Genomic DNA, 15058 nt, shown 5'->3' on the forward strand with positions numbered 1-15058 from the left:
GACCGGGCCCTTCGGCGCGAGGGTGGGGTGGGGTCAGGCGGGCGGCGCGGGCGGCGTCAGAACGCCTCCTCCGCCAGCTCCATGATCTCGTTGTCGACACCCTCGGCGATCAGGCGCTGCGGGGCGACGGTCGGCAGCACGTTCCGGGCGAAGAAGCGGGCGGCCGCGACCTTGCCCTGGTAGAACGGCACGTCCTTCTCGGAGGCGCCGGCCTCCAGCTTGGCCAGGGCCACCGCGGCCTGGCGCAGCAGCAGCCAGCCGACCACGACGTCGCCGGAGACCATCAGCAGGCGGGTGGTGTTGAGGCCCACCTTGTACATGTTCTTGACGTCCTGCTCGACCGAGGAGAGGTCGGCGAGCAGCTTGCCGACGATGGCCTCCAGGTCGCCGGCGGCCTTGGCGAGCAGCTCGCGCTCGGCGGCCAGGGCGTCGCCGCCCTCGGCGGAGCCGAGGAACTTCTGGATCTGCTCGGACAGCGCGGTGAGCGCCTGGCCGCCGTCCTTGACGATCTTGCGGAAGAAGAAGTCCTGGCCCTGGATGGCCGTGGTGCCCTCGTAGAGGGTGTCGATCTTGGCGTCCCGGATGTACTGCTCGATCGGGTACTCCTGGAGGTACCCGGAGCCGCCGAAGGTCTGCAGGGACTGGGCGAGCTGCTCGTAGGACTTCTCCGAGCCGTAGCCCTTGACGATCGGCAGCAGCAGGTCGTTCAGGCGCTCGGCCGCCTCGTCGTGCTCGCCGCGCAGCTTGGCGGCCGCCATGTCGTCCTGGACGGAGGCGGTGAACAGCACCAGGGCGCGCATGCCCTCGGCGTACGCCTTCTGGTTCAGCAGCGAGCGGCGCACGTCCGGGTGGTGGGTGATGGTGACGCGCGGGGCGGTCTTGTCCAGGAACTGCGAGATGTCGGCGCCCTGCACGCGCTCCTTGGCGTACTCCAGCGCGTTCAGGTAGCCGGTGGAGAGGGTGGCTATGGCCTTCGTGCCGACCATCATCCGGGCGAACTCGATGATCTTGAACATCTGGCGGATGCCGTCGACCTTCTCGCCGAGCAGCCAGCCCTTGGCCGGGTGCTTGGCGCCGAAGGTCATCTCGCAGGTGTTCGAGGCCTTCAGGCCCATCTTGTGCTCGACGTTGGTGGCGTAGACGCCGTTGCGCTCGCCCAGCTCGCCGGTCTCCCAGTCGAAGTCGAACTTGGGGACGATGAACAGGCCCAGGCCCTTGGTGCCGGGCTTGCCGCCCTCGGGGCGGGCCAGCACCAGGTGGACGATGTTCTCGGACATGTCGTGCTCGCCCGAGGTGATGAAGCGCTTGACGCCCTCGATGTGCCAGGAGCCGTCCTCCTGCCGGACGGCCTTGGTGCGGCCGGCGCCCACGTCCGAGCCGGCGTCCGGCTCGGTGAGGACCATGGTGGAGCCCCACAGCCGGTCGGTCATCCGCTTGGCGACCTCCAGCTGGGCCTCGGTGCCCTCCTCGGCGATGACGCCGGCGAAGGCCGGGCCGGAGGAGTACATCCAGATGGCCGGGTTGGAGCCGAGGATCTGCTCCGCGAAGGCCCAGATCAGCGAGTTCGGGGTGACCTGGCCGCCGATCGACTCCGGGATGCCCAGGCGCCACCACTCGGCGTCCATGAAGGCCTGGTAGCTCTTCTTGAAGGCCGCCGGGATCGGCGCGGTGCTGGTCTCCGGGTCGAAGACCGGGGGGTTGCGGTCGGTGTCGGTGAAGGACGCCGCGAGGTCGTTCTCGGCGAGGCGCGAGATCTCGCTCAGGATGCTCTTCGCGGTCTCGACGTCCATCTCCGCGAACGGTCCGGTGCCGTACACCTGCTCGCGGCCGAACACCTCGAAGAGGTTGAACTCCACGTCCCGCAGGTTGGACTTGTAGTGACCCATGGCCGTTATCTCCGGTTCGTCGCTTCCGGGACATCTCCGCTTTCGGGCGCCCGTACCCACCAGTAGGCCTCATGATGCTACCCGGCGGTAACTTGTTTCAAGCCCCCGCCCGACAATCCTCCGCGGATCGGCGTATGAACGTGGTCACGTCCCACAAGCCGGGACGGTCCGCTCTTGTCAGGATCGACGCCCGCGCGGGGACCCGCGCTCCCGATAGCCTGTCCGTGTGTACGGCTATGACCAGAACGCGTACCCGGGCGACCCCTACCAGCAGGCGGGGCCGCAGCCGGGCATGAACGGCATGCCCGGCCCGGGCCCGTACGGCGAGCAGCCGCCGAGCGCACAGCAGTCCCTCTACCCGGAACCGTCGCCGCCATCCCTGGCGGACGCGGTCCGCGCCTTCACCACCGGCTCCATGGCGGTGGAGGACTTCCAGGCCATCTTCATCACCTCCAAGGTGCACTGCCCGCGCGGCGAGCGGCCCGGCTTCCTGGCGCTGCACAACACGCCGACGCCGGTCATCCCGATGTTCAGCTCGCTGAAGGAGCTGCGCCGCTACGCCGGCAAGGACTCCAAGCACTTCACCGTCACCGGCGCCGAGGTCCTCGACCTGCTGCCGACCGGCTACGGCTTCGCGCTGGACATGGAGGGCGAGCACCGGATGGTGTTCGACGCCAAGGCGGTCGAGCAGATGGTCGACTTCACCATGCGGCGGATGTACGGCTGACGGACGATGGACGGGGGCCCGCCCCCGGCCGGGCGACCGCCCCGCAAGTAATTAGTTCAACATTCAACTTGCTTCTTGTTGAGCATTGAACTAATCTCGTGGACACAGGCCAGAGGAACATCCACCGAAGGAGGCCGACATGCCCGCCGTGACCGTCGAAAACCCGCTGACCCTCCCGCGCGTCGCCACCCCCGACCCCACCGTCACGAGCGCCCGGCCGGTCCTCACCGTGGCCACCGCCCCCGAAGGCTTCGAGGGGGAGGGCTTCCCGGTCCGCCGCGCCTTCGCCAAGATCAACCAGAAGTACCTCGACCCGTTCATCATGATGGACCAGATGGGCGAGGTGGACTACGCGGCCGGCGAGCCCAAGGGAACCCCCTGGCACCCCCACCGCGGCTTCGAGACCGTCACCTACATCATCGACGGGACCTTCATCCACCGGGACTCCCACGGCGGCGGCGGCACCATCACCGACGGCGACACCCAGTGGATGACCGCCGGCTCCGGCCTCCTGCACATCGAGACCCCGCCGGAGTCCCTGGTGCAGTCCGGCGGCCTCTTCCACGGCCTCCAGCTCTGGGTCAACCTGCCCGCCTCGGACAAGATGATCACCCCGAAGTACCAGGACATCCGCGGCGGCAGCGTCAAGCTGCTCAGCACCGAGGACGGCGGCGCGCTGCTGCGCGTCATCGCCGGCGAGCTGGACGGCCACCAGGGCCCCGGCACCACCTTCACCCCGATCACCATGATCCACGCCTCGATCAGCCCCGGCGCCCAGATCACCCTGCCCTGGCGCTCCGACTTCAACGCCCTCGCCTACGGCCTCGCCGGCAACGGCTCGGCCGGCACCGAGCACCGCCCCTTCCACCGCGGCCAGGCCGTGGTCTTCGGCGACGGCGACTCGATCACCCTGCGCGCCGGCGAGAAGCAGGACTCCCGCGACCCCAACTTCGAGGTCGTCCTCCTCGGCGGCCTCCCCATCCGCGAGCCCGTCGCCCACTACGGCCCGTTCGTCATGAACAGCCACCGCGAACTCCAGCAGGCCATGGAGGACTTCCAGGCCGGCCGCCTCGGCACCATCCCCGCCGACGGCCACTGAGGTAGCGGGGCACGGCGTAGGACCGGCTCTCCCCCACCCTGGCCCTGCACGCCGCCCGAACCACCGGCCCCGGCGCCGGCCGGCCCCACGCCGGCCGGCGCCCGCAGCGCGCTGCCCACGCCACTCGACGGCGGGTCCACCGGCCAGGCGGCGGGGCACCGGTGCCGTTCCCGCGTCCACCGGGCGTTCCTCGCCCTGCCGCGTTCGGAGCTCATGCGCGTTGCACGTCCCGGAGCCGGGACCACCCGATCAGGGTGACGTCGCGGAGGGCCGACTGCGCCTCGGGGTCGGTGAGGACGCGCAGTTCCCAGGCGCGCTTGGTGTGTTCGGGGGTGATGGCGCGGAGTTCCGCGGTGTCGGAGAAGGGGTGGAGGAAGACCTCGGTCACCCCGGGGGCGAGTGTCCTGATCATGGTGATGAAGGACTCGCGGAAGGATTCGTAGGTCTCCCCCTCGGTCCGGTGGAAGGGGAGGCCCCTGAGGTGGTCCGGGAGCACCACGCCGGCGGCGTCGGCCAGCCGGACCGCCTCTTCGTGCAGGGGCCGGGCGGCGGCGGGGAGCCCGAAGCCCTCCGGGCTGCGGGGCAGCCGGAAGGGGAGGCCGCGGTCGGCGCAGACGTCGAGGACGACGTCGAGGAAGTGCCGGCCGGTGTGCAGTCCGTGGAGACTGACCATGTGGTTGTCGAGGTGGCTCGGGTCCAGTCCCAGGGCCGTGGCCCTGCTCAGCTGGGCCAGGATCTCCGTGCGGACGTCCTCCGCGTCGGCGTTCTCCTCGACGGCCCTGGGGTCGCGTGGGAAGAAGCCGGCGTCGTCGACGAGGGTGGGGACCGGTCGGTCCTTGGCGACCGGCCCCCAGCGGTAGTCCTGCCATTCGCTGGTGAAGGTGAGATGGACACCCGCGTCGAAGCCGCCGGCCTTGGCGCGGGCGATGGCGTCGGGCGCCCAGGCGCACGGGAGCATCACGGTGGCGGAGCTGACGGCCCGGGCTTCGAGCAGCGAGGTGATGCCGGTGTTGGCGGCGTGGCACATGCCGTAGTCGTCGGCGTTGATGATCAGCAGTCGTTCGTCCGGACCGTGGCCGAGTTGCCGGGCGAGGCTCATGAGGAAGGTCCCTTCGGGGAGTTGACGGTCGCGATCAGCCGGTGCAGGTCATCCGGGCCGACGGGCACGATGGGGAGCTGGGCGAGCTGGCTCAGCCGCAGCTGGGCCATCATGCGGTGGCGTGGGCTGTCCTCCTGCGGATAGCCGTCGCCCATCGACTCCCGGACCGTGCTCAGCAGTTCGGTGATGGCCGGGCCGCCGACGGGGTGGGCGAGCCACTGGGCCACCGTGGAGTCGGCGTCGGGGAGGGAGGTGGCGGGGTCTCCCGCGACGGCGACGGTCGCGGTCAGCCTGATGTCGCGGCTGGACCCGCCGATGTCCAGGCGGTGGTCGATGTCCTCGACGACCCAGGCGTGTGCCTCCGGGTCGTAGTGGGCGAGGTCCGCGCGGGCGATCCGGAGGGTCACGTCCGCCGTCTCCCCGGGACCGAGGTGCGCCACGGCGAAGCCCTTGAGCTCGCGGACCGGGCGCTGGACGCGCGAACCCGGCACCGCGAGGTACGCCTGGACGACCTCGTGACCGGCGCGGTCCCCGGTGTTGGTGACGGCCACGGTGACGGCGAGACCCGCGTCGTCGGACGTCGTGCGCAGGTTCTCGTACGCGAACGTCGTGTAGGACAGACCGTGACCGAAGGGGAAGGAGACCTCCAGCTCGCGGGCGTCGTAGTAGCGGTACCCGACGAACAGCCCCTCGCCGTAGCGGGCGTGGCCGTTGTGGCCGGGCCAGTCCAGGTGCGCGGGGGTGTCGGCGAGCCGCAGCGGGATGGTCTCGGCGAGCCGTCCGGACGGGTTGGCGGCGCCGAACAGCAGGTCCGCGGTCGCGGATCCGCCGGCCTGTCCGAGCAGCCAGCCCTCCAGCACCGCGGGAACCGCGTCGATCCAGCCCGCCAGGCGAACCACGCCGCCGTTGGCCAGGACCACGACCAGGTTCGGGTTCACCGCGGCCACCTCGTCGAGCAACCCGATCTGCTCGGCCGGGAGTTCGAGGTGGTCGCGGTCGTAGCCCTCGGACTCGTAGCTCGGCGGAAGCCCGAGGAACAGCACGGTCACGTCCGCCGCCGCGGCGGCGCGCACCGCGGCCCCGCGCAGGGCGTCCGCGTCGGCGTGCGGGTCGTCCACGGGGAAGCCGGGGGCGAAGGCGACCGTTGCCGCGGGGGCGGCGGCGGTGATCGCCGTGAGGGCGTCGTCCAGCCGGGTCGGGGTGACCCGTGAGCTGCCCTCGCCCTGGTAGCGGGGGGTGCGGGCGAACTCGCCCAGCACGGCGATCCGCAGTGCGGCGGTCGGATCCAGCGGGAGCAGTCCGCCCTCGTTCTTGAGCAGCACGGCGCCGCGCGCGGCGACCTCGCGGGCGAGCCCGTGGTGCCGGTCGGCGTCGAAGTCCGCGCCCGGTCGGCTGCCCTCGGCCGCCTTCCGGGCGAGTTCGATCACCCGGGCCGCGCTGCGGTCCAGCACCTCTTCGTCGAGTCGCCCGGCTTCGACGGCTGCCACGACCTGGGCGGGACCGACGCCCGAGGAGGAGGGCATCTCCAGGTCGAGGCCCGCGGCGAGGGCTCGTACCCGGTCGACCACGGCGCCCCAGTCCGAGACCACCAGGCCCTGGTAGCCCCACTCCTTCCTCAACACCTCGGTCAGCAGCCACGGGCTCTGCGAGGCGTGCACCCCGTTGACCCGGTTGTAGGCGCACATGACGGTCCAGGGCGCGGCCTCGGTGACCACCCGGTGGAAGGCCCGCAGGTAGATCTCGTGCAGGGGGCGCGGGTCGACGTCCGCGCTGACCGTCATCCTGTCGGTCTCCTGGTTGTTCACGGCGAAGTGCTTGACCGAGGCGCCGACGCCCTCCGCCTGCAGACCGTTCACCCAGGCTGTTCCCAGCACCCCGCTGAGCAGCGGGTCCTCGGAGAAGTACTCGAAGTTCCGCCCGCACAGCGGGCTGCGCTTGATGTTCACGCCGGGGCCGAGCAGCACGTGTACGCCGTGGGCCAGGGATTCGCGGGCCAGCGCGCGGCCGACCCGGGCGGCCAGCTCGGCGTCCCAGCTGCAGGCGAGCGTGACGGCGGGCGGGAAGCAGGTGGCCGCGTCGCTGTGGTTGAGCCCGAGATGATCGGCCGCCGCCTCGTCCTGGACCCGCAGGCCGTGCGGTCCGTCCGAGAGCCGGACCGGGGGGATGCGGGCCTGGGGCAGGGAGGCCGTGTGCCACCAGCCCGCGCCGGTGGTCAGGGCGGCCTTCTCTTCGAGGCTCAGCGCCGCGAGAGTGCGCGTCGTCCCGGTCGGGTGGGGCGTGTCGGTCATGGTGTCTTTCCCTGGGGGCGTGCGTTGCGGGTGGGGGGAGGGCGTGGGTGCGGTCATCGGACGCTTCTGACGCGTAGGACCGCGGCGGCGCCGATGAGTCCGAAGGCCGCCGCGGCGAGGAAGAGCGTGCGGAATCCGCCGAGGGCGAGGACGACGGCTCCTGAGATGGCCGGTGCGAGGACCTGGGGCAGGGTGGAGGCGACGTTGACGACGCCGAGGTCCTTGGCGAAGGACTGTTCGGAGGGGAGCACCTGGGAGATCAGCGCGGTGTCCACGCCCTGGAAGCAGCCGAAGCCGAGGCCGGCGGTGAACCCCATCGCGAGCATCCCCGTCATGTCGGGGACCACGAGCGGGATCACCAGTGAGCAGCCGATCAGCGCCGCCGAGGCGATGACGAAGATCTTGCGCCGGCCGAGCCGGTCGGACAGGGGGCCGCAGATCACGGTGGCCGGCAGGATCCCGGCGACCGTGGCGAGCGCGAGTGCGGGCACGTGGTCGACGGCCTCGTCGTGCAGGCCGATGTAGTCCTGGAGGATGTAGAGCTTGTAGCCGAAGACCAGGAAGTACGCGAGGTAGGTGAAGAGCCTGCCGAGGAAGACCCACCAGAAGTCCGGGTACATGCGCGGACTGGGCGCGAAGCCGCGCAGGAACTCCCCGGTGCGGAAGGGTTCCCGGGGCTCGTCCTGGTTCGACCGGTCCGGGTTGAGGATGACGAAGACGGTCACCGCGATCGCCGTGAGCGTGGCGAGGACGATGTACGCGAGCGTGATCCGCTGCTCGAAGGTCGCGGCGAGGATCTGGCCGAACAGGGAGCCCAGCATGGTGCCGAGGCCGAACACGGCGGAGAACAGGCCCCGCTTCTGGACGGGCACCCGGTCGGGCATGACCGCCGACAGCGGGCCCATCGCGAAGTTGTAGCCGAGCTGAACCACGCACCAGGCGGCCATCAGCAGGGGAATCGACGGCATGAAGGCCATCGCCACCAGCGCCGCGGCGCCCGTCACCGTGCCCGCCACGATCCACGGTGCGCGCGGGCCGAAGCGGCTGCGGGTCCGGTCCGAGACGACTCCCGCGATCGGCTGGGCCGTCATCGCGAAGACCGCCCCGACCGTGGTCACCAGCGCGAGCGTGCCGACCTTGGCCTGCTCGCCGACCATGCGCTGGACCTGGAGCGCCAGCAGGATGCCGGGCACCGCGCCCCAGACGAGGGCGATCGAGAGATTGGCGGGGCCGATGCAGGCCATGAGGCGTCGCAGCGCTCGGCCGGTGGGTTCCGGCTCCCCGGTCGGGGCGGAGGGTGGGGCGGGGGGATTGCTGGTGGCTCTGGACATGAGGACCTTCTTCTGGGCGGCCGCGTCCCGCGGGTAGCTGAAAACAGTACGGTGTACTGTTTCTGTGGGCAAGGGGTCGCCGGTGGGACTCGACCCGGGATCGGCCAGGGAGGTCACGGACTAAGGTGGTCCCGTGAACGCCAGAACCTCCTACGCGAAAGGGATCGCCAAGCGTGAGGAGATCCTCAGGGTGGCTTTGGAGATCTTCGGCCGTGAGGGCGAGCGCAACACGACGCTGCGGACGGTCGCCCAGGAGAGCCGCATCAGCCTGACCGGTCTGAGGCACCACTTCGAGTCGAAGGACGACCTGCTGACCGAGGTCCTGCGCGCGAGCAACCAGGCGGGCTACAAGCGTTACCGCGCCCAGAACGCCGAGGGCGATCCCGGCGAGTTCCTGGCGCAGAGCATGGCCCTCAACGCCGCCGACCCCGGCCGGGCTCGCCTCTACGTCACTCTTGCCGCCGCCTCGATCGACCCGGCGCACCCGGCGCACGCCTACTTCAAGGAACGCTTCGCCTTCATCCGCGGCACGATCGCCGACCACCTCCTGGCCGAGGAGCGCGCGGGCCGGATGAAGCCCGGCTTCGATCCGCACTTCCTCGCCGCGGCCCTGGTCGCGGCATGCGACGGCATCCAGCTCCAGTGGCTGAGCGACCCGACCATCGACATGCCCGACCACGTCCGCCGCGTCTGGCGGCTGCTCACGAAGGGCGCCGAGTCGTCCGACGGCGCCGACGCCGGCGCGCCATAGCCGGGACGGCCGGGCAGCCCGGACGGTCGCTCATTCCTTGATCAGGGCCCGGCCGGAGGCCGTCGTCCTCTCCTGGTCGGCCGAAGGGGTGCTCGCCCCGGAGCGGCGGGCCAGCTCGGCCCGGACCGCCGCGGTGTCCCGCACGTAGGGCCGGTAGAAGAGCGAGATGAACAGGCCGTTGGCCAGGGTCATCAGCACCAGCAGCCACAGGAACGCGGTCTTCAGGCCGACCAGGTCACCGAGGTAGCCGACGCCCACCGTGCTGAGCGCCCAGCCGACCGATTCGGCGGAGAGCATCAGCGCGTAGGCCGCGCCCCGGAGTTCGGGCGGTGTGACGGAGCTGACCAGGGGTCGGTTGACACCGGGGTTGAAGCCCGAGATGAACGTCAGCAGGGAGAAGAACACGGCGAAGAGGGTGATGGACCCCCAGGCGACCTGGGTGGCGACCCAGGCCAGCAGCGCCCAGGCGATCAGTGCGGTCTGGAACACGGCGATCCGGCCGGCGTCCGGGTGCCGGCGGTGGACCCGGTCGGTGACCACACCGCCCACCAGGGTCCCCACGAAGAAGGCCAGCGCCATGGGCAGGACGACGAGGGACGCCTCGGCGTTGCTGTAGCCGTGGACCTCGGTCAGGAACACCACGCCGAAGCTGAGCAGGATGAACTGACCCGTCGTCAGCCGCTGGACGAGGACCAGGACGAAGGTCCGGATGCGGAGCAGCTCACGGAACCGCCGCCAGGTCAGCGGGGCGGCTCCCGGCGCCTTCGAGTCCGACCCGGGGGCGAGGCCCGGTTCGGAGGCCCCGACGCCGGGGTCGCGCAGGAACAGCAGGATCAGGACGCCGAAGCAGATCTGGAGGGTGCCGCCGGCGAAGAATCCGTACCGCCAGCCGTCCTCGAAGCGGGAGAGCTGTCCCATCAGGGGCCCGACGACGGCGGTGAACAGGGCGATGAAGCCGTACAGGTAGCCGGCCGCCCGGCCCCGGGAGGCGTCGTCGTAGAGGTCGGACAGGATCGCGTTGACGAGCGGGCCGCCGCCCGCCACCCCGGCCGCCGCGATCACGCTCATGACGATGAGCTGGGGGTAGTTCTGGACGAACCCCGTCGCGATCGTCCACACGCCCCACAGTCCGGAGCACGCGGCGAGCACCGTCCTCCGGCTGTAGCGCTGGGCGACGAGCACCCAGAGCGGGCCGGTGACGACCCCGACGAGCTTGGACACGGCGACGAGGACACCGAGCGCGGCGAGCGGCAGGCCGAGGGCGGCCCGCAGCGCGGGGAACATCACCGAGGTGACGCTCATCTCGGTGTTGTCCATGCTGCTGATGCCGACGAGCAGGCCGAGCTGACGGCCTCTCTTCTTCGGCCGTGCTCCGGGGAGGGTGTTGCGCACGAGGAACTCCTTGCGGGGGCGCACGCGCGGTGCGGGGGCGGTGGTGGGGGGCGCGCCGGTGAAGGGTGGGGGGTCACCGGCCGGACTCCAGTCGCTGCAGGGTGAGCTGGAGCCAGACGATGTACGAGTGCATGGACGCGTAGCCGCGTTCGTGGGCCAGGAGATGGACCTCGCGGGCCAGGTCGGCGTCCAGCTCGGGGATCTGCGACTCGTAGGCGTCGGGCAGTTCCAGAGCGCCGTTCTTACCGGCGACCTGGTTCAGGCGGTAGTCCAGTTCGGTCCGCACCAGGCCGATGGCGATGGCGCGGTCGAGCTGGCCGGCGAAGATGAAGCGGATCCTGAAATCGGAGTCCGTCGGGCGGACGGACGGCTCGTAGGGTGAGCGCGCCCAGTCGAGCAGGGCCGCGCGGCCGTCCTCGGTGAGCCGGTAGACCTTCGCGTCGGGAGCCGCGTCGCGGGCGTCGACGTCGTACTCGACCCAGCCGCGCTCCACCAGCTTCGCGAGCCTGCGGTAGATCTGGGGCAGGTGGACGCCGTACCCGAGGTACTGCCCCTTGCCGTCCATCCACCGGCGCAGGTCGTACCCGGAGAATCGGCGCAGGGCCAGGAGCCCCAGGATCACAAAGTCGAGCTGCATGGGGCCCCTATATTCATTCGTATCTAGCGGTGGAGACAGGCTGCGGTCACGCGGCGGCAATGTCAAGGTCTTGGACACGCAATATTCCGCGAAACAGACGGTGGCGACCCAGTTATCTATGTTCTAGCGTACATAGACACCTGATTCCCAGACTTCAGGAAGGGTTTCGATGAAGGCCATCATGGTGATGTTCGACCCGGGCGCCGAACGCGTCCTGCGGGGGCACTTCGGCCCGCCCCTCGACGGGCCCTTCGCCCGCGTGGTCGCCGAACTCTCGCCGCTCCAGACCACCGCCTTCGCCGTCGGCCTGCTGGACCGCGACAGGCCCACCGCACTCTCCAACGAACTCGCCGCGACCGGAGGCCGACGATGAGCGCCCACGACACGACCCTGACGGCGACCTCCTTCCGGTCCCCCGACGGGCGGTCGCTCCCGCTCCACGTGCACGCCCCGCGGAGCGGGCCGCCGAGGGTCGCCGTGATCCTCTTCCACGGCGGCGGCTGGCGCACCGGCACCCCCGACCAGTTCACCCCCCAGTGCGAGGACCTCGCCCGGCAGGGCGTGCTCGCCGCCACCGCCGGCTACCGGCTGCTCGGCTCCGGCGCCGAGAGCCTCGACGACTGCCTGGACGACGCCACGGCGGCGGTCCACCACTTCCGCGCCGTCGCCGCGTCCCACGGCCTCCCGCCCCGGCTCGTCGCGGCCGGGGGCGGCTCGGCCGGCGGCCACCTCGCCCTCACCGCGGCGCTGACCGGCCGGGCGGACGTTCCCGCGCTCGTCCTGTTCAACCCGGCGGTCGACCTGGTCTCGGCGGCCGAAGGCTCCGGGACCTCGCTGAGCCAGGTCGTCGGCATCCCCGCCGACACGGCGGAGCGCCTCTCCCCGCTGCGGCTGCTGCGCCCCGGCGCTCCCCGTCTCCTCGTCCTGCACGGCACCGACGACCGGATCGTGCCCATCGCCCACGTCCGGCGGCTGCGCGAGCTGATGACGGCCGGGGGCGACGACTGCCGCCTCGTGGAGTACCCGGGTGCGGAGCACGGCTTCTTCAACGCCGGACCCGGCGACCCCCGGTACCGCTCGACGCTGCGGGAGACGGCGGAGTTCCTCCTCGGCCTGGCGGAGAGGGGGAACTGACCGGCGGCGTCAGGGCTGCGGCAGCGCGAGCGGGACGCGCCCGGTCGCGCGGCCGGCGTCGTCGAGGAGCCGGCCCATCCGCTTGGGCGAGCGGAGGACGACCGTGCGGTCCCTGATCTCCAGGAGCGGGAAGCGCTCCGCGAGCACGGCCTCGAAGGGGTCGATGGCGTGCAGGCCGTGCAGCCAGACCATCACCAGCAGGTTGTCCGGACCGCTGACGGACACGCACAGCCGGACCTCCTCCATCCGCGCCAGCGCGTTGCCCGTCGCCTCCGTCCAGGCGTGCGGAACGGCAATCCGGTAGATGAGCATCGTCGACAGCCCCGCCAGCGGGTGGGCGAGGTCGCAGCGGATGGTGATGTCGCCGTCGCGGACCATCCGCTGGAGCCTGCGGCGGACGGTGTGCTCGCTCATGCCCGTGGCGGCCCCGAGCTCGGTGTAGCCGAGCCTGCCGTCGTCGCCGAGCAGCGTCAGAAGGGCCTGGTCCTCGGGGGACGGCCGGTCGTGCATGTGGGCGCTGTACACGGCGCGGCGGGAGGCGCGCGGGGTGGCGAGCTCCGCCCGGCCGGAGGGGTCCATGGCCCGCATCCGCCAGTCGCCGCCCTCGCCGTACAAGGTGATGCCCAGCCGCGTACGGGTGGAGCGCACCCCGCGCAGGCCGCCGATCGCGCGGTTGACCGACCGTCCCAGGGCGGGCAGGTCGGCGGCCGCGACCTGCAGCAGCAGGTCGTGGTCCCCGGTGGTCTCGTCGACGTTGAACACCCAGGGCAGCCCGGTCACGGCCGTGGTGACCGCTTCCAGGGAGCGCGGCCGGCAGCGCACCTCGACATAGCCGACGGTGGTCGACTTGGCCGCGTCGTAGGCGGTGACCCAGGCGAGCCCGCCGGCCCGCAGGCGTTCCCAGCGGCGGGCGGCCGTGGTCGCGTCGACGCCGAGCGCCCGGCCGATCCGCGACCAGGGCGCGCGGGGGGCGGCCTGGAGCGCCTCGACCAGTGCCAGGTCCAGCTCGGTGAAACGGACATCCGGGTCGGCCGCGCGGGAATCCGGCGGATTCGCGGCCTCAGAGAAGCTTTCCTGCATTTCCACGGCTTCTTGCTGCACAGACCGGATCGTAGGGGCACTTCCCGGCCATTGCCCAGCACCGGCCGGCCCGGCGAGAGGAGAACCGTGTCCGCTCAGCCCCCCGTCCGCGGCCCTCAGGGAGCCTGCCTCCCGCGTGGTCCTTCGCCGCGCTGCTGGTGATGCGCTTCGCCTTCGGAGCCGCCGAGGGCGTCTTCCCGCCCGCCTCGATGGAGGAACCCTCGTGAACGCTCCCGCCCAGTTGCTCTCCGGACTCACCGACCGGCTGCCCGGCCTCCGCGCCCTCTACCAGGACCTGCACGCCCACCCGGAGCTGTCCTTCCAGGAGTTCCGCACGGCCGGCGTCGTCGCCGCGCTGCTGCGCGAACAGGGCTGGCAGGTCACCGAGGGCGTCGGCGGCACCGGTGTGGTGGGCGTGCTCGCCAACGGCGAGGGCCCGGTGGTCCTGCTCCGCGCCGACATGGACGCGCTGCCGGTGCGGGAGGAGACCGGCCTGCCCTACGCCTCCACCGCCACGGGCACCGACCCGGACGGCAACGAGGTGCCGGTCATGCACGCGTGCGGCCACGACATGCACGTCACCTGTCTGCTCGGCGCCACCGCCCAGCTCGCCGCCCGGCGCGAGGGGTGGCGCGGCACGGTCGTCGCCGTGTTCCAGCCGGCCGAGGAGGTCGGCGGCGCGCCGGCCATGGTCGAGGACGGCTTCCTGGAGCGGTTCCCCCGGGCCGAGGTCTGCCTGGGCCAGCACGTGGCGCCCGCCCCCGTCGGCTTCGTCGGCACCCGTCCCGGGCCGATGATGGCCGCCTCCGACAGCCTGCGGGTCCGGCTCTTCGGACGCGGCGGGCACGGGTCCATGCCGGAGGCGACGGTCGATCCGATCGTGATGGCGGCGGCGGTCGTCCTGCGGCTCCAGACGGTCGTCGCCCGCGAGGTGGGCGCCGCCCAGACCGCCGTGGTGACGGTCGGGTCGATCCACGCCGGGACCAAGGAGAACATCATCCCCGACACCGCCGAGCTGCGGATCAACATCCGCAGCACGACTCCGGCCGTGCGGGCCCGGGTCCTGGAGGCCGTCGAACGGATCGTCCGCGCCGAAGCCGCCGCCTCCGGCGCCCCGAAGGAGCCGGAGATCACCGCGCTCCCCTCCTTCCCGGTCACCGTCAACGACCCGCAGGCCACCGGAACCGTCCAGGCGGCGCTGACCGCCGCGCTCGGCGACGGCCACGTCTTCACCCTGCCCCAACCCCTCACCGGCAGCGAGGACTTCGGCGTCTTCGGCGCGGCCCTCGGCGTCCCCTCGGTCTTCTGGTACTTCGGCGGCGCCGATCCCGCCCTCTACCGGGACGTCGACCCCGCCGCACTGCTGGAGGACGGCCTGCCCGACGCGGTCCCCTCCAACCACTCCCCGCACTTCGCCCCCGTCCCCGAACCCACCATCGAGACCGGCGTGACGACCCTGCTCGCCGCCGCCGCCCACTGGCTGTGCGAGGGGGCCGGCCGTGCCTGACACCGCCCCCGACCCGGTCCTCACCGGCGGCCCGGTCCTCACCGTGGACCCGGCCCGGCCGCCGGCGACGCGACGGTCCGGACGAATGCCGCTCGCAGGCACCTGATCCCACGGAAAGGAAGCTCCC

13 protein-coding genes are annotated in these 15058 nt (G+C 71.7%); 6 read left to right on the forward strand and 7 right to left on the reverse strand.

Features of this window, described 5'->3' with window-relative positions:
- Positions 1-56 precede the first annotated feature (56 nt).
- Entirely contained in the window at positions 57-1886 is a 1830-nt protein-coding gene (locus ACFU74_RS05735; protein ID WP_380752271.1) for an acyl-CoA dehydrogenase, read from the reverse strand.
- Between the two features lie 226 nt (positions 1887-2112).
- Here ACFU74_RS05735 and ACFU74_RS05740 point away from each other — a divergent pair, with 226 nt between their 5' ends.
- Both ACFU74_RS05740 and ACFU74_RS05745 read left to right on the forward strand, forming a co-directional pair.
- The gene (locus ACFU74_RS05740; protein ID WP_376137792.1) at positions 2113-2613 is read left to right on the forward strand and encodes an SseB family protein; all 501 of its coding nucleotides are present in this window, start codon (positions 2113-2115) and stop codon (positions 2611-2613) included.
- 139 nt (positions 2614-2752) lie between these two features.
- Positions 2753-3712: a pirin family protein gene (locus ACFU74_RS05745; RefSeq protein ID WP_380752275.1), complete on the forward strand. Its 960-nt coding sequence runs from the start codon at positions 2753-2755 to the stop codon at positions 3710-3712.
- Positions 3713-3923: 211 nt separating this feature from the next.
- Here ACFU74_RS05745 and ACFU74_RS05750 read toward each other — a convergent pair whose 3' ends face one another.
- Genes ACFU74_RS05750 through ACFU74_RS05760 form a run of 3 tightly spaced genes read right to left on the reverse strand, consistent with a single transcriptional unit; the run spans position 3924 to position 8430 of the window.
- A complete protein-coding gene (locus tag ACFU74_RS05750; protein ID WP_380752278.1) occupies positions 3924-4811 on the reverse strand; it encodes a polysaccharide deacetylase family protein in 888 nt (295 codons plus the stop codon).
- On the reverse strand, positions 4808-7099 hold the full coding sequence (locus ACFU74_RS05755) for a glycoside hydrolase family 3 C-terminal domain-containing protein (RefSeq protein ID WP_380752281.1): 2292 nt from the start codon (positions 7097-7099) through the stop codon (positions 4808-4810). Before ACFU74_RS05755 ends, ACFU74_RS05750 begins: the two co-directional genes overlap by 4 nt.
- Before the next feature lie 53 nt (positions 7100-7152).
- On the reverse strand, positions 7153-8430 hold the full coding sequence (locus ACFU74_RS05760; protein WP_380752284.1) for an MFS transporter: 1278 nt from the start codon (positions 8428-8430) through the stop codon (positions 7153-7155).
- A gap of 133 nt (positions 8431-8563) precedes the next feature.
- Here ACFU74_RS05760 and ACFU74_RS05765 point away from each other — a divergent pair, with 133 nt between their 5' ends.
- A complete protein-coding gene (locus tag ACFU74_RS05765; RefSeq protein ID WP_380752287.1) occupies positions 8564-9181 on the forward strand; it encodes a TetR/AcrR family transcriptional regulator in 618 nt (205 codons plus the stop codon).
- Positions 9182-9211: 30 nt separating this feature from the next.
- On the opposite strand, the gene ACFU74_RS05770 is transcribed toward ACFU74_RS05765, so the two are convergent.
- Together ACFU74_RS05770 and ACFU74_RS05775 are read right to left on the reverse strand one after the other, a co-directional pair.
- Entirely contained in the window at positions 9212-10573 is a 1362-nt protein-coding gene (locus ACFU74_RS05770; protein ID WP_380752290.1) for an MFS transporter, read from the reverse strand.
- 73 nt (positions 10574-10646) lie between these two features.
- The gene (locus tag ACFU74_RS05775) at positions 10647-11210 is read right to left on the reverse strand and encodes a PadR family transcriptional regulator (RefSeq protein ID WP_380752293.1); all 564 of its coding nucleotides are present in this window, start codon (positions 11208-11210) and stop codon (positions 10647-10649) included.
- Positions 11211-11379: 169 nt separating this feature from the next.
- On the opposite strand from ACFU74_RS05775, the gene ACFU74_RS05780 reads away from it, so the two are divergent.
- Together ACFU74_RS05780 and ACFU74_RS05785 are read left to right on the forward strand one after the other, a co-directional pair.
- Complete coding sequence (locus ACFU74_RS05780; RefSeq protein WP_380752295.1) at positions 11380-11583, forward strand: hypothetical protein; 204 nt, start codon at positions 11380-11382, stop codon at positions 11581-11583.
- The gene (locus ACFU74_RS05785; protein ID WP_380752298.1) at positions 11580-12344 is read left to right on the forward strand and encodes an alpha/beta hydrolase; all 765 of its coding nucleotides are present in this window, start codon (positions 11580-11582) and stop codon (positions 12342-12344) included. Before ACFU74_RS05780 ends, ACFU74_RS05785 begins: the two co-directional genes overlap by 4 nt.
- 9 nt (positions 12345-12353) lie before the next feature.
- Here ACFU74_RS05785 and ACFU74_RS05790 read toward each other — a convergent pair whose 3' ends face one another.
- The gene (locus tag ACFU74_RS05790; protein WP_380752301.1) at positions 12354-13424 is read right to left on the reverse strand and encodes an Lrp/AsnC family transcriptional regulator; all 1071 of its coding nucleotides are present in this window, start codon (positions 13422-13424) and stop codon (positions 12354-12356) included.
- A gap of 223 nt (positions 13425-13647) precedes the next feature.
- On the opposite strand from ACFU74_RS05790, the gene ACFU74_RS05795 reads away from it, so the two are divergent.
- The gene (locus ACFU74_RS05795; protein ID WP_380752304.1) at positions 13648-14931 is read left to right on the forward strand and encodes an amidohydrolase; all 1284 of its coding nucleotides are present in this window, start codon (positions 13648-13650) and stop codon (positions 14929-14931) included.
- Positions 14932-15058 lie beyond the last annotated feature (127 nt).

Source organism: Kitasatospora sp. NPDC057500, from assembly GCF_042802195.1.
Taxonomy (GTDB): Bacteria; Actinomycetota; Actinomycetes; order Streptomycetales; family Streptomycetaceae; genus Kitasatospora.

Coding starts and splice junctions, on each gene's coding strand:
- ACFU74_RS05735 (WP_380752271.1), bottom strand. CDS start 1,886: ATGGGTCACTACAAGTCCAACCTGCGGGACGTGGAGTTCAACCTCTTC.
- ACFU74_RS05745 (WP_380752275.1), top strand. CDS start 2,753: ATGCCCGCCGTGACCGTCGAAAACCCGCTGACCCTCCCGCGCGTCGCC.
- ACFU74_RS05750 (WP_380752278.1), bottom strand. CDS start 4,811: ATGAGCCTCGCCCGGCAACTCGGCCACGGTCCGGACGAACGACTGCTG.
- ACFU74_RS05755 (WP_380752281.1), bottom strand. CDS start 7,099: ATGACCGACACGCCCCACCCGACCGGGACGACGCGCACTCTCGCGGCG.
- ACFU74_RS05760 (WP_380752284.1), bottom strand. CDS start 8,430: ATGTCCAGAGCCACCAGCAATCCCCCCGCCCCACCCTCCGCCCCGACC.
- ACFU74_RS05775 (WP_380752293.1), bottom strand. CDS start 11,210: ATGCAGCTCGACTTTGTGATCCTGGGGCTCCTGGCCCTGCGCCGATTC.
- ACFU74_RS05780 (WP_380752295.1), top strand. CDS start 11,380: ATGAAGGCCATCATGGTGATGTTCGACCCGGGCGCCGAACGCGTCCTG.
- ACFU74_RS05785 (WP_380752298.1), top strand. CDS start 11,580: ATGAGCGCCCACGACACGACCCTGACGGCGACCTCCTTCCGGTCCCCC.
- ACFU74_RS05790 (WP_380752301.1), bottom strand. CDS start 13,424: ATGCAGGAAAGCTTCTCTGAGGCCGCGAATCCGCCGGATTCCCGCGCG.